Annotated in this window: 15 protein-coding genes and 1 tRNA gene; 10 read left to right on the top strand and 6 right to left on the bottom strand. The window is 67.9% G+C overall.

All coding sequences use genetic code 11. The annotated features are described in order from the left end of the window. Window positions 1-87: 87 nt before the first annotated feature. The 3 genes from gcvPA to LT972_RS03530 all read left to right on the top strand — a co-directional run bounded on the left by gcvPA (window position 88) and on the right by LT972_RS03530 (window position 3,322). On the top strand, window positions 88-1,410 hold the full coding sequence (gene gcvPA / locus LT972_RS03520; RefSeq protein WP_232571818.1) for an aminomethyl-transferring glycine dehydrogenase subunit GcvPA: 1,323 nt from the start codon (window positions 88-90) through the stop codon (window positions 1,408-1,410). Beyond that, on the top strand, window positions 1,410-2,831 hold the full coding sequence (gcvPB, locus tag LT972_RS03525; RefSeq protein ID WP_232571819.1) for an aminomethyl-transferring glycine dehydrogenase subunit GcvPB: 1,422 nt from the start codon (window positions 1,410-1,412) through the stop codon (window positions 2,829-2,831). Before gcvPA ends, gcvPB begins: the two co-directional genes overlap by 1 nt. 65 nt (window positions 2,832-2,896) lie before the next feature. Continuing rightward, window positions 2,897-3,322, top strand: a complete 426-nt coding sequence (locus tag LT972_RS03530; protein ID WP_232571820.1) for a CopG family ribbon-helix-helix protein — start codon at window positions 2,897-2,899, stop codon at window positions 3,320-3,322. A 453-nt stretch (window positions 3,323-3,775) separates the two neighbouring features. On the opposite strand, the gene LT972_RS03535 is transcribed toward LT972_RS03530, so the two are convergent. Further along, window positions 3,776-3,946, bottom strand: coding sequence for a DUF7838 family putative zinc beta-ribbon protein (locus LT972_RS03535; protein WP_232571821.1), 171 nt, complete (start codon window positions 3,944-3,946; stop codon window positions 3,776-3,778). Between the two features lie 197 nt (window positions 3,947-4,143). Between LT972_RS03535 and LT972_RS03540 the strand changes: the two genes are divergently transcribed. Further along, window positions 4,144-4,857, top strand: a complete 714-nt coding sequence (locus LT972_RS03540; protein ID WP_232571822.1) for a DUF547 domain-containing protein — start codon at window positions 4,144-4,146, stop codon at window positions 4,855-4,857. Here LT972_RS03540 and LT972_RS03545 read toward each other — a convergent pair. Beyond that, a complete protein-coding gene (locus tag LT972_RS03545; RefSeq protein WP_232571823.1) occupies window positions 4,851-5,174 on the bottom strand; it encodes a tRNA-binding protein in 324 nt (107 codons plus the stop codon). The genes LT972_RS03540 and LT972_RS03545 overlap by 7 nt on opposite strands. A gap of 75 nt (window positions 5,175-5,249) precedes the next feature. On the opposite strand from LT972_RS03545, the gene LT972_RS03550 reads away from it, so the two are divergent. From LT972_RS03550 to LT972_RS03575, 6 genes are all read left to right on the top strand, one after another. Then, the gene (locus LT972_RS03550; protein WP_232571824.1) at window positions 5,250-5,489 is read left to right on the top strand and encodes a glutaredoxin family protein; all 240 of its coding nucleotides are present in this window, start codon (window positions 5,250-5,252) and stop codon (window positions 5,487-5,489) included. After that, window positions 5,486-6,022, top strand: coding sequence for a cob(I)yrinic acid a,c-diamide adenosyltransferase (locus tag LT972_RS03555; protein WP_232571825.1), 537 nt, complete (start codon window positions 5,486-5,488; stop codon window positions 6,020-6,022). Before LT972_RS03550 ends, LT972_RS03555 begins: the two co-directional genes overlap by 4 nt. Before the next feature lie 186 nt (window positions 6,023-6,208). Next, window positions 6,209-6,403, top strand: a complete 195-nt coding sequence (locus LT972_RS03560) for a DUF7553 family protein (protein WP_232571826.1) — start codon at window positions 6,209-6,211, stop codon at window positions 6,401-6,403. Between the two features lie 52 nt (window positions 6,404-6,455). Beyond that, a tRNA-Val gene (locus tag LT972_RS03565) sits at window positions 6,456-6,530 on the top strand. A 373-nt stretch (window positions 6,531-6,903) separates the two neighbouring features. Further along, window positions 6,904-8,220 carry an ammonium transporter gene (locus tag LT972_RS03570; RefSeq protein ID WP_232571827.1) on the top strand — a complete coding sequence of 439 codons (1,317 nt, stop codon included), beginning with the start codon at window positions 6,904-6,906 and terminating at the stop codon, window positions 8,218-8,220. Continuing rightward, the gene (locus LT972_RS03575) at window positions 8,213-8,566 is read left to right on the top strand and encodes a P-II family nitrogen regulator (protein ID WP_232571828.1); all 354 of its coding nucleotides are present in this window, start codon (window positions 8,213-8,215) and stop codon (window positions 8,564-8,566) included. The genes LT972_RS03570 and LT972_RS03575 overlap by 8 nt, the downstream gene beginning before the upstream one ends. A 20-nt stretch (window positions 8,567-8,586) precedes the next feature. Here the strand turns inward: LT972_RS03575 and LT972_RS03580 are convergent, their stop codons facing one another. The 4 genes from LT972_RS03580 to sucC all read right to left on the bottom strand — a co-directional run bounded on the left by LT972_RS03580 (window position 8,587) and on the right by sucC (window position 12,060). Next, window positions 8,587-9,612, bottom strand: a complete 1,026-nt coding sequence (locus LT972_RS03580; protein WP_232571829.1) for a DNA-methyltransferase — start codon at window positions 9,610-9,612, stop codon at window positions 8,587-8,589. A 73-nt stretch (window positions 9,613-9,685) separates the two neighbouring features. Beyond that, on the bottom strand, window positions 9,686-9,886 hold the full coding sequence (locus LT972_RS03585) for a DUF7835 family putative zinc beta-ribbon protein (RefSeq protein ID WP_232571830.1): 201 nt from the start codon (window positions 9,884-9,886) through the stop codon (window positions 9,686-9,688). A gap of 159 nt (window positions 9,887-10,045) precedes the next feature. After that, window positions 10,046-10,915 (bottom strand): succinate--CoA ligase subunit alpha, encoded by an 870-nt coding sequence (sucD, locus tag LT972_RS03590; protein WP_232571831.1) that lies wholly within the window; start codon window positions 10,913-10,915, stop codon window positions 10,046-10,048. Beyond that, window positions 10,912-12,060, bottom strand: coding sequence for an ADP-forming succinate--CoA ligase subunit beta (gene sucC / locus LT972_RS03595; RefSeq protein ID WP_232571832.1), 1,149 nt, complete (start codon window positions 12,058-12,060; stop codon window positions 10,912-10,914). The genes sucD and sucC overlap by 4 nt, the downstream gene beginning before the upstream one ends. Window positions 12,061-12,077: the final 17 nt, after the last annotated feature.

The following is a 12,077-nucleotide window of genomic DNA, read 5'->3' on the forward strand; positions in this document are numbered from 1 at the left end:
TTCCGAAACCGGGAGTATCTTAATCGCCGCGCCGTAAGCCTCGCGCATGACTGCACTCGGAACTGCCCGATGCGCGCGGGGACGACCATGAGCGGGAGCCCGTACGCGCCACACACCGAGGCGGAGACCGACGCGATGCTCGACGCGGTGGGCGTCGACAGCGTCGAGGAACTGTTCGACATCCCCGACTCGGTGCGCTTCGACGGCGAGTTCGGCATCGACGCGAAGTCCGAGCAGGCCGCCGTCGCCGAGACCGAGCGCCGACTCGCGAAGAACGACGACCTCGCGGAGTTCCTCGGGCGCGGGCACTACGAGCACTACGTCCCGTCGCTCGTCGACCACCTCTCCCAGCGCTCCGAGTTCATCACCTCCTACACGCAGTACCAGCCCGAAGTCACGCAGGGGTTCCTGCAGGTGCTCTTCGAGTACCAGTCCCTGCTCGTGGAACTGACGGGCCTCGGCGTCGCGAACTGCTCGATGTACGACGAGGCGACCGCGCTCGCCGAAGCCGCGTTGCTCGCCAAGCGCGTGCGAGCGACCTCCGGCGACCGCGTGCTCGTCCCCGACTACGTCCGCGACGGCCACGTCAGCGTCCTGGAGAACTACACCGCGGGCGCCGACGTGACCGTCGAGCGCTACCCGACCGACGACGGCAACGTCGACCTCGACGCGCTCGCCGACGTCGCGGACGACGACGTTGTACTGGTGTACGCCGAGAACCCCACTACGGTCGGCACAATCGAGGAGAGCCTCGACGCAGTCGGTGACCTCGCCGACGACCACGACGCGCTGTTCTGTCTCGGCTCCGACCCCGTCGCTATGTCCGTCCTCCAGCGCCCCGCCGACGTGGGTGCGGACGTCGTCGTCGGCGACGCCAGTGTCCTCGGGATGCCCACGAGTTACGGCATGGGCCTCGGCGTGTTCGCGTGCAAGGAGGAGTTCCTCCGGCAGGTGCCGGGCCGCCTCGTCGGCGCCAGCGAGGACGCCGACGGCACCCGAGCGTACACGCTCACCCTCCAGACGCGCGAACAGCACATCCGCAAGGAGCGCGCCACATCCAACATCTGCACGAATCAGGCGTGGGTCGCGCTCCGCGCCGCCATCCACGCCGCCTCGCTCGGTGCCGACGGCCTCGTCGACCTCGCGAACCGCATGGTCGAACTTCCCCGCGACCTCGCCGCTCGGCTCGACGACGTGCGCGGCGTGCAGGCGCCCGCCAACGACCGACACCACTTCCGGGAGTTCCTCGCGCACACCGACCAGCCCGCGCCCGCCATCGCCGCGGACCTCGAAGCCGAGGGGTTCGCGGTGAACGCCGTCGACGACCACCACGTCCAGATTTGCGTGACCGACGCCAACGAACACGCGACCGACGCGCTCGTCGCGGCCTTCGAGGAGGTGGCCAACTGATGGAGTACTACGACCAAGCCCGCTACCAGCCCGCGGACGCCGACAACTACGAACCGCTCCTCTCGGAGAAAGACCAGACCAGCGTCGACGTGGACTCGCCGCTCCCCGACGACCTCACGCGCGACGACGTGACGCTCCCGAGCCTCGAAGAACCCGAACTCGCGCGCCACTACGTCCGGCTCAGCCAGCAGAACTACGGCGTCGACTCCGGCCCGTACCCGCTTGGCTCCTGTACGATGAAGTACAACCCCCGGTTCACGGAGGACGTCGCCGCCGTCGACGATGCGAGCGTCCACCCCGACCGCTCCGGGGACTCCGTGCAGGGAACCCTCCAACTACAGTACGACCTCCAGGACTACCTCGGACGCATCGGCGGCATGGACGCCGTCACGCTCCAGCCACCAGCCGGCGCCGCGGGCGAGTTCGCGGGCATCCTGCTCGCGGAAGCCTACCACGAGGCCAACGGCGAAGGCCACCGCGACGAGGTCGTCGTCCCGGACGCCGCCCACGGCACGAACTTCGCGTCCGCCGCGCTCGGCGGCTACGACGTCGTGGAGATCCCCTCAGGCGACGACGGGCGCGTCGACATCGACGCGCTCGAAGCCGCGCTCGGCGAGAACACCGCCGCGTTGATGCTCACGAACCCGAACACGCTCGGGCTCTTCGAGCGCAACATCGAGCAGATTTCGGAGATGGTTCACGACGCCGGCGGCCTGCTCTACTACGACGGCGCGAACCTGAACGCCTTGCTCGGGCGCGCTCGCCCCGGCGACATGGGCTTCGACATCATGCACTTCAACGTCCACAAGACGTTCGCGACGCCCCACGGCGGCGGCGGTCCGGGCGCCGGCCCGGTCGGCGTCACCGAGGACCTCGCCGAGTTCCTCCCCGACCCCCACGTCCGGAAGACGGAAAGCGGCCAGTACGAGCGCTACACGCCCGAACGGTCCGTCGGGAAGGTCCACGGCTTCGAGGGTAACTGGCTCGTGCTCGTGAAGGCGTTCGCGTACATCGACCGCCTCGGCGACGACGGCCTCTCGGACGCCTCCGCGAAGGCCGTCCTGAACGCCAACTATCTCGCCGAACAGGTGGAGTACGACGTGCCACTCGGGCCGTTCCACCACGAGTTCGTCGCGAGCGCGGGCGACCAGGACGCCGCCGACGTCGCCAAGCGCATGCTCGATTACGGCGTCCACCCGCCGACGACGAAGTGGCCGGAACTCGTCGACGAGGCGCTGATGACCGAACCGACCGAGGTGGAGACGAAGTCGAACCTCGACGACCTCGCGGACGCGTTCAACGCGGTCGCCGGCGAGGACGACGAGACGCTCGCGAACGCGCCGACCCGAACGACGGCGCGTCTCATCGACCAGACGACGGCCGCGCGCAACCCCCGACTGTCCTGGCACGACCTCGACTAACTCGACCGTCGATTCGCCCCCGGATTTAGCGAATCCTTATTACTCGACGGGCGCTCGGTTAATACATGACCGTCGTCTCCGTCTCGATGCCCGACGAACTGCTCGACCGCATCGACGAGTTCGCTGACGGCCACGGCTACACCGGCCGCAGCGAAGTCGTCCGCGAAGCAGCGCGCAACCTCCTCGGCGAGTTCGAGGACAAGCAACTCGAAGACCGCCCGCTCATCGGGGTCGTCACCGTCCTGTTCAGTTACCAGGACTCCACCGTCGAAGAGCGCATGATGGGCCTCCGCCACGAGCACGACAACCTCGTCACGTCGAACGTCCACAACCACGTCGGCGACCACTACTGCATGGAGCTGTTCATCCTCGAAGGCCAACTCGACGAGATTTCGGAGTTCGTCGGACGCGTTCGCGCCACCAAGGACACGCTGACCGTGGATTACTCCGTCATCCCCGTCGACGGCTTCGACGCGCTCTCCACGGCCTGACTACCCCACTTTTCCTGCGTACTGCTGCGTCCGCCGCCAGCGCCGCCTGTCCTCTTGAGCCGTCGCTCACGCCTGACTGTCAATTTTGTATTGTTGTATGGAGTTTATCTGCTGTGGTTAGTTCGCCGATACGCGGTCGAAGCGAGGGGTTCGGCGGCCAGAAACGGGAATCGGGACGAACGCCGGGGCGTGGTCGGTGCAGTTCGAGCTGAACGAGTCCAGCACTGCGACTCGGCGGCAACACCTGTGGTCGGACGCCGTACGGACAGCGCTACCGGGGCTGTCTCAGCACGCTCGCGCGATTGGGCGTGTCCGTTCACGCTCTCGCACGCGCGAGTGCCTGAATTGGCATCACCGGGGCGAGAGTCTGCTACCTTGGGGAAGTACCGAGACCGCGCTGCCGGCGCGGTCGCTCAGGGGCGTTCGTCGAGCGTGGAGAAGCGGTGACGGTCGTTACGCAGAGGCCGTGGAGTCGATGTCGCCGTCGATGCGAACGAAGCCGAAGCCACACTCCGGGCAGTACCACTTGGTCTTCTGGCCGAGGTGGAGTTCGGTCGCGGCGGCGCGGTAGAACGTGCGCTCTTGGCCGCAGTCGGGGCAGTGGTGGTCGAGTTCGCGAGCCATGTGCGACGCTGGACGGGCGAAGCAGTTGAACGTACTGGTTTTCGGGGGTCGGAACCAGTGATGTTGGGATATAAACCACGTGGCGCGATATGGAACGCCAGTCGGGGGCAACTCGCCGTTAGAGGTTTGTATCCGGTCGCCCCAGTATTTGGTATGTGGTATCACGCCCCACAGTCCGGCGTTCGGGGGTGGTCGTGATGCTCGTGGCCAACGCCGACACCACGTCTCCGCACGACTTGGTCGCCGGGTCTCGGCGTCTCCGGCACGCCGTCCACCACCGACACGATTCGAGCGAACTGTTCGACTCGCTCGCCGACCTCGACGAGGGCGTCCTCGACGTACTGCGGGACGACCCGGACGCGGCCACCGCGTTCTGGCTGAACCTCCACGGGGCGCTCGTCGAGCGCGCGCGGTCGTCGGGCGCTCGCGAGTGGTGTCGCGTCGCCGGCGTCCGCGTCGACGCGGCGACCGCGTTCCACGGAATTTTGCGTGCGGGCCGGTGGAAACACGGCTTCGGCTACCTCCCGCATCCGTTCGCCGACCGGTTCGAGCGCCGCCACCGCCTCCGCGACCTCGACGCTCGCGTCCACTTCGCGGTCCTCGCTGCCCGGCACGCGCCCGGCCTGTCGGTCACGTACACCGCCGCGAACGTCGACGGCGAACTGGACGCCGTCGCGCGAGCGTACCTCGATGCGACTGCCGAACACCTGCCGAGCGCGGGCGTCGTCCGCGTCCCGCGCGTGTTCCTCTGGTACCGCGGGGACTTCGGCGGCCGTTCGGGAATTCTGTCCCTGCTCGCGGAGTACGACGTGGTGCCCGCGGACGCGTCGCCGCGACTCTCGTACACCGCCGCGTCGCCAGCCGCCGGTTCGGAACGCGCGCCCGAACGCCCGCCGGAGGACCCTCAGTAGAGTTCGCCGCCGAGCGGGACGTCCTCGTCGGGAGTGACAAGCACGGGGTTTCCGTCTTCGTCGGGCACGCCCACCGTGAGCACTTCCGATTCGAAGCCCGCGATGTTGACCGTGCCGAGGTTCGTCGCGCACAGGACTTGGCGGCCGACGAGGTCGTCGGGGTCGTGGTTGTAGCCGGTCTGTGCCGCGGACTGCACGACGTCGTCGCCGAGGTCGATTTCGAGTTTCGCGAGTTCGGGTTTGCGCGCTTCCTCGAACGGTTCGGCGGCGAGCACTTCGCCGACGCGGAACGTCGTCTCGAAGAGACTGTCTGCCATGCCCTCTCGCAGGCGACGGGGGAGAATGAGGTTTGGGGAGCCAACACATTTGGTCGCGCCGGCCGAACCCCGAGTATGGACCTGATGCTGTACTCTCTGGACGGGTGTCCGTACTGCGAGGCGGTCTCCGACGCGCTGGACGAACGCGGCATCGACTACGAGACGGAGTGGGTCGACGCACTCCACTCCGAGCGAAACGAGGTCAAGCGCGTGAGCGGCCAGCGCGCCGTACCGGTGCTCGTGGACGAGGAGCGCGGCGTGACGATGCCGGAGAGCGAGAACATCCTCGACTACGTGGAGGTGACGCTGTCGTGAAGATTTACACGCGACGCGGGGACGCCGGGCAGACGGACCTCCGGAACATGGACCGCGTGTCGAAGACGAACCCGCGAATCGAGGCGTACGGCACCGTCGACGAGGTCAACGCCGTGGTGGGGACGGTGCGCCCGACGGGGTACGACGACCTGGACGACTACCTCGGCGAGGTCCAGAACCACCTGCACGTCGTGCAGGCGGACTTCGCGAACCCCGAACCGGACGACGACGACCCGGTGGTCCGCGAGGAGCACGTCGAGGCCGTGGAGTCGTGGATAGACGCCTGCGACGAGGAACTGGAGCCACTGGAGTCGTTCATCCTCCCGGGTGGGAGCGACGTCGGCGCGAAACTCCACCAGGCGCGGGCGGTGTGTCGGCGCGCGGAGCGACGCGCGGTGGCGTTCGCGGACCGCGAGGACGGCGTGAACGAGACGGCTATCGCGTACCTGAATCGGCTGTCGGACGCGCTGTTCGTGTTCGCGCGACTGGCGAACCAGCGCGAGGGCGTCACCGAGGAGTCGCCGACGTACTGACGCTGACGAAGAGGCGGGTCCGCGGCGGTGATGCCAGTCGCCGCGGGGGTGCCGACGGTGCTGGGACAGACGTGGACGGGCGGCCGGCGCGCCCGCCGACGTGATTTAGGTTGGCCTAAACAAACTAAAAACTATCGGAGCGCAGCCGCCGAAAGCGCTATCTCCGCTCGCGGAATACTGTCGCCTATGAACCGACACTTCAGAGACGCGCAGTACTACGCCCGACGCACCGCCGAAGAGGTCGCCACCGGCATCCGCGAGGAACTCGAACCCGTCACCGAGCGTGTCCGCGAACGCGTCGACCGCGAGGACACCGATGAACCGACGGGCGTCCGCGACCGCGCCCGCGAGCAGGCTCGCGGCGTCCGCCAGCGCATCTAGCCGCCCCGGAACGCAAGCCTTAATGGCGGCCTCCGGGTACTATTCGATGCGCGGGTCGGTGGTCTAGTCAGGCTATGACGGCTCCTTCACACGGAGCAGGTCGGCGGTTCAAATCCGCCCCGACCCACTTCTACCGAAGCAACGACCGCGAGCGACCGCCGTGTCGCTCGCGTCGTTCGCGGGTGTGTGCGGTCGGGGCGGATTCGAACCAGGGAGGTCGCGCGCAGCGAAGCGAGCACGCCCGACCGAGGTTCAAATCCGCCTCGGTTCGTCTTCCGAACTCCGGTCCGTCGACCACCGGGTAGCGACAGCCCTTATACTCGTACTAGGTGTCGGGTGACACCCACCCACATTGGACGGCAGAACACATCTTTATTATTTTCAGGCGAAGCGATTTATACTGCGTCGTATTTTGCTACTCGCGTAATGAAGCAGACGAACGTCGAAGTATCTGCACTAAACACGAACGAAACTAACAATCTGAACGGGGGTAGTCGGTGATGGCGGTGCCCCCGGAGGTCGCGAACGGCGTGAACACGGTGTGGGCGCTCGTCGTGGCGTTCCTCATCTTCTTCATGCAGCCCGGATTCGCGTTACTGGAGAGCGGGCAGGTGCGCGCGAAGAACGTCGGGAACGTCCTGATGAAGAACATGACCGACTGGACGGTCGGCGTGCTCGCGTACTTCGTGTTGGGGTACGGGCTGTCGTCGGTCGTCGCGTCGCTGACGAGCGGGGCCGCGCTCGGCACGCCGTTCGCGTACTTCTCGAACCCCACGGGGTGGGTGACGTGGCTGGTCGGCGCGGTGTTCGCGATGACTGCCGCGACTATCGTCTCCGGCGCCGTCGCGGAGCGCATGAACTTCCCGGCGTACGTGTTCGTCGCCGTCGTGATGACCGCCGTCGTCTACCCGGTGACGACGGGGATGACGTGGGACGGCGGGCTGCTGTCCATCGACGGGTTCGTGGGCGAGGCCCTCGGCGCTGGCTACCTCGACTTCGCGGGCGCGACGGTCGTCCACATGCTCGGCGGCATCGCGGGGCTCGTCGGCGCGAAGATGGTGGGGCCACGGGAGGGCCGGTTCGACGACCGCGGGAACAGCCACGCGATTCCCGGTCACTCGATGCTGCTCGCGGTGCTCGGCACGCTCATCCTCGCCTTTGGCTGGTACGGCTTCAACGTCGGGACCTCGGCCATCTACGGCCCGGAGAACGAACTGCTCGGGGCGACGCTCGGCCGCGTCGCACTCAACACCACGATGGGGATGGGTGCGGGCGCCGTCGCCGCGATGGCGGTGTCCAGTTACCGGCAGGGCAAGCCCGACCCGCTTTGGACCGCAAACGGCCTGCTCGCCGGTCTCGTCGCCGTGACGGGGGCGGTCCCGCACGTGACGTGGGTCGGCGGCGTCGTCCTCGGTGGTCTCGCCGGCGCACTCGTCCTACCGACCTACCGCTTCGTCGTCGACTCGCTGCGCATCGACGACGTGTGTGGCGTGTTCGCCGTCCACGGGATGGCCGGCGCGCTCGGCACGGCGCTCATCCCGGTGTTCGCCACGGGCGGCTTCGGGACCACGCAGTTCGTCGTCCAGGTGGTCGGCGTCGGCGTCGTCGCGCTCTGGGCCGTCGTCGCGAGCGCGGTCACGTTCGGCGCCGCCGACCTCCTGTTCGGTCTCCGGGTGTCCAGCGAGGAGGAGGAAGCCGGCCTCGACGAGAGCGAACACGGCGTCTCCGTCTACCCCGAGTTCACAGGCGACGCGAGCCCCGAAGCGCCGACTGTGAGTGCCGACGGCGGCCGCGTCGGGGGTGACGGCGATGACTGAGTCGGCCATCGAGATGGTCGTCGCGGTGATTCGCCCGGACAAACTCGCGGACGTGAAACAGAAACTCGCGAACACGGGCGCACCGTCGCTGACCGTGACGCAGGTGTCGGGCCGGGGGTCTCAGCCCGCGAAGACCGAGCAGTGGCGCGGCGAGGAGTACACGGTCGACCTCCACCAGAAGGTGAAAGTCGAGTGCGTCGTCGCCGACGTGCCAGCCGAGGACGTGGTCGACGCCATCGCGGAGGCCGCCCACACCGGCGAGAAGGGCGACGGCAAGATATTCGTCCTCCCGGTGTCGAGCGCGACCCAGGTCCGCACCGGGAAAACCGGCCCGGACGCGGTGTAGCGCTCAGTCCTCTGTAGGACTCAGTCCTCGAAGGGCGCGTGTTCGGCTCTCCACCCTTCCTCGGTCTCGGTCACGGACTCGACCTCGTAGAACCGGAGGCGGCGCTCCTGTTTCGTGCGCACCGGCGTGTCGTAGTGTTCGGCGTCGTAGTCGAAGTCGTCGTCGCTGTCCGCGACGAACTCGCGGTGTGCGGCGAGGCGCTCGCTCGCGAGGTCCCGCGAGAGTGCTGGAGCGTCCCGGATGCGGTCGGCGAACGCCGCGGCGAAGCCGTCGTCGCGCTCCACGCCGACGGAACTCCGGCCAGCGACGCAGGCCGCGAGACTCGTCGTGCCCGTCCCCCAGAACGGGTCGAGGACGGTGTCGCCGTAGACGGAGTACATGTTCACGAGGCGGTACGGGAGTTCGAGGGGGAAGGCGGCCGAGCGCTCCCGCAGGTCGGGGTCGGCGAGATGCTGTCGCTCGCCGCCGAGGCCGTCCCAGACGTCCGAGAACCACCGGTTTCGCTCCTCCCAGAAGTACGCCGCCTCGTACCGGCGGTCGGCGCCCGCGTCGAACTCCCGCCTGCTCCCGTTCCGGAACACGAGCACGTGTTCGTGTTCGAGCGTGACGTACGCGTTCGGCGGCACCATCCCGCTGCCCATGAACTTCGCCGCGGAGTTCGTCGGCTTCCGCCACAGCACGCCGGGCAGCGGGTCGAATCCGAGTTCGGCGAACGTCTCGGTTACGCGGGCGTGGTTGTCGTAGACGCGAAAGCGGTCGAGGTTCCGGGTGGCGTCCCCGACGTTCACGACGGCGATGCCGCCCGGCCGGAGGACGCGACCGACTTCCCGCCACGCGTCGTCGAGGACACTCAGCATCAAGTCGTGGGCGCGCTCGCCGTCGTTCGCGTCGAGCGCGTCGCCGATTTCGGGGTCGAGGGCGGCGAACGCGTCGTCCCACATCTCTATCATCGGATAGGGCGGGGACGTGACCACGAGGTCCACGCTGTCGTCGGCGAGCGGGAGCGAGCGCGCGTCACCGACGTGTACGCGGTGGGTGGTCTCCATTGAGTCACGCGACCGGGGGCGGCCACATACGCGTTTCGCTCCCCGGAAGCGCGCGCTGTGAGCGGTCGGCGCGTCAGGCGTCGTTCATGCGGAGCGCCGTCGTCGCGTCGCACACGCTACAGGTCGCGACACGGTAGGGCTCCCGAGAGAACGCGGCGCTCTCGTCGTCGCCCTCTCGCTCCGCGCGCAGTTCGATGGCGACGGAGTGCGGGGTGTCGCAGTCGCAGTCCTCGCAGAACTCGCTGCGGCCTGTGTCAGGGGTGGTGGTGGCCATGGGTACCTCGACGTTACACGGGAAGGGAGAAAAACCGGGTCGGCGCTCGCCCCGCGTTCGGCCCGATTAAATCGAATTAAACCGCATGACGGCGGCGGTATCGCGATGCCGTCGGCTGTGCGTGCTAGTCGCTGTCGAGGCGCGAAGAACGGCGAGAACCTACAGCAGGTCCTCGATGTTGTCGGCGACCTCCTCGGGGGTGTCGCCGACCGGCACGCCCGCGTCGTTCAGGGCGTTGATTTTGGACTCCGCGGTGCCGGTGCCGCTGCCGGAGACGATGGCGCCCGCGTGGCCCATGCGCTTGCCCGGCGGCGCGGTGCGACCGGCGATGAAGCCGGCGACCGGCGTGTCCATGTTCTCGGCGATGAATCGGGCGGCCTCCTCCTCGTCCTCGCCGCCGATTTCGCCGCACATCACGACCGCGTCGGTGTCCTCGTCGGCCTCGAACAGTTCGAGGGCGTCGATGAAGTCCGTCCCGATGATGGGGTCGCCGCCGATGCCGATGGCGGTGGTCTGCCCGATGCCGCGGGACGTCAGCGAGTCCACGACCTGGTAGGTCAGGGTGCCCGACCGGGAGACGAGGCCGACGTTCCCGGCCTCGAAGATGTTGCCCGGCAGGATGCCGAGTTTGGCCTCGCCCGGCGTGATGATGCCCGGACAGTTCGGGCCGAGCAGGCGCGTGTCGACCTCCGAGAGGCGCTTGTTCACCTTCGCCATGTCCTGGGTCGGGATGCCCTCGGTGATGGCGACCACGAGGTCGAGGTCCGTGTCGAGGCCCTCGAAGACCGCGTCACCGGCGAACGCCGGCGGTACGAACACCACGGAGGCGTCCGCGTCCTCGGCGTCGACGGCCTGGTCGACGGTGTCGTAGACCGGGACGCCGGCGACCTCTTGGCCGCCCTTGCCGGGGACCGCACCGGCGACGACGTTCGTCCCGTATTCGATCATCTGTTCGGCGTGGAACTTGCCCTCTCCGCCCGTGATGCCCTGCACCACGACGCGGGTGTCGTCGTCGACTAGAATGCTCATTGGTCACCCTCCTCGTTGGCGTACTCGACGGTGCGCTGCACGGCGCCTTCGAGCGTCTCCTCGACGGTCACGAGGTCGTCGTTCAGAATCTCGCGGCCCTCGGCGGCGTTCGTCCCGGCGAGGCGGACGACCACCGGCTTCGGAATCTCGTCGAACTGTTCGAGCGCGGCGTTGATGCCCTTCGCGACCTCGTCCCCGCGCGTGATGCCGCCGAAGATGTTGAACACGACGGCGTCGACGTTCTCGTCGCTGAAGACCATGTCCAGCGCGTTCGTGACGCGCTCGGCCTTCGCGCCGCCGCCGATGTCGAGGAAGTTCGCGGGCTTCCCGCCGTAGTAGTCGACGAGGTCAAGCGTGGTCATGACGAGCCCGGCGCCGTTCCCGATGATGCCGACGTTGCCGTCGAGGCGCACGTAGTCGAAGCCGTAGTCGTTGGCCTTGGCTTCGAGTTCGTCCTCGGCGGCCTCCTCCTCCATGTCGGCGAAGTCGGGCTGTCGGAACAGCGCGTCCTCGTCGATCTTCATCACGGCGTCCGCGGCGACCGCCTCGCGGTCGCTCGTGATCATGACGGGGTTGATTTCGACTTCCGTGGCGTCGCTGTCGTCCCAGAGTTCGTAGACCGTCTGGACGATTTTCGCGACGTCGCCGGCGACGTCCTGGTCGATGCCCGCGTCGTAGACGGCCTTCCGGGCCTGGTACGGGTGGAGACCGAACGCCGGGTCGACGTGCTCGCGGACGATGGCGTCCGGGTTCTCGTGGGCGACCTCCTCGATGTCGACGCCGCCCTGCTCGGACACCATCACGACGGGTTCGCCCTCGCCGCGGTCCATCGTGACGCCGACGTACAGTTCGTTCGTGAAGTCCACCGCTTCCTCGACGAGAACCTTCTCGACGGTGTAGCCCTTGAGGTCCATGCCGAGGATGGACTCGGCGGCCTCGCGGACTTCCGACTCGTTCTCGGCGAGCTTGATGCCGCCGGCCTTCCCGCGGCCGCCGACGTGTACCTGCGCCTTCACCGCGACGGGGTAGCCGAGGTCCTCGGCGGCCTCGACGACCTCGTCGACGGTAGTGGCGAGCGCCGACCCCGGGGTCGGGAGGCCCGCCTCGGCGAAGACCTGCTTCGCCTGATACTCGTGCAGTTTCATGCACTCGAAAGGGCGTG

It is taken from the genome of Halobacterium litoreum (assembly GCF_021233415.1).
Classification (GTDB): domain Archaea; phylum Halobacteriota; class Halobacteria; order Halobacteriales; family Halobacteriaceae; genus Halobacterium; species Halobacterium litoreum.

Bases quoted from the DNA above. Each gene is read 5' to 3' on its own strand.
- gcvPA (WP_232571818.1), top strand. From the start codon at position 88: ATGAGCGGGAGCCCGTACGCGCCACACACCGAGGCGGAGACCGACGCG.
- gcvPB (WP_232571819.1), top strand. From the start codon at position 1,410: ATGGAGTACTACGACCAAGCCCGCTACCAGCCCGCGGACGCCGACAAC.
- LT972_RS03530 (WP_232571820.1), top strand. From the start codon at position 2,897: ATGACCGTCGTCTCCGTCTCGATGCCCGACGAACTGCTCGACCGCATC.
- LT972_RS03535 (WP_232571821.1), bottom strand. From the start codon at position 3,946: ATGGCTCGCGAACTCGACCACCACTGCCCCGACTGCGGCCAAGAGCGC.
- LT972_RS03540 (WP_232571822.1), top strand. From the start codon at position 4,144: ATGCTCGTGGCCAACGCCGACACCACGTCTCCGCACGACTTGGTCGCC.
- LT972_RS03545 (WP_232571823.1), bottom strand. From the start codon at position 5,174: ATGGCAGACAGTCTCTTCGAGACGACGTTCCGCGTCGGCGAAGTGCTC.
- LT972_RS03550 (WP_232571824.1), top strand. From the start codon at position 5,250: ATGGACCTGATGCTGTACTCTCTGGACGGGTGTCCGTACTGCGAGGCG.
- LT972_RS03560 (WP_232571826.1), top strand. From the start codon at position 6,209: ATGAACCGACACTTCAGAGACGCGCAGTACTACGCCCGACGCACCGCC.
- LT972_RS03570 (WP_232571827.1), top strand. From the start codon at position 6,904: ATGGCGGTGCCCCCGGAGGTCGCGAACGGCGTGAACACGGTGTGGGCG.
- LT972_RS03575 (WP_232571828.1), top strand. From the start codon at position 8,213: ATGACTGAGTCGGCCATCGAGATGGTCGTCGCGGTGATTCGCCCGGAC.
- LT972_RS03580 (WP_232571829.1), bottom strand. From the start codon at position 9,612: ATGGAGACCACCCACCGCGTACACGTCGGTGACGCGCGCTCGCTCCCG.
- LT972_RS03585 (WP_232571830.1), bottom strand. From the start codon at position 9,886: ATGGCCACCACCACCCCTGACACAGGCCGCAGCGAGTTCTGCGAGGAC.
- sucD (WP_232571831.1), bottom strand. From the start codon at position 10,915: ATGAGCATTCTAGTCGACGACGACACCCGCGTCGTGGTGCAGGGCATC.
- sucC (WP_232571832.1), bottom strand. From the start codon at position 12,060: ATGAAACTGCACGAGTATCAGGCGAAGCAGGTCTTCGCCGAGGCGGGC.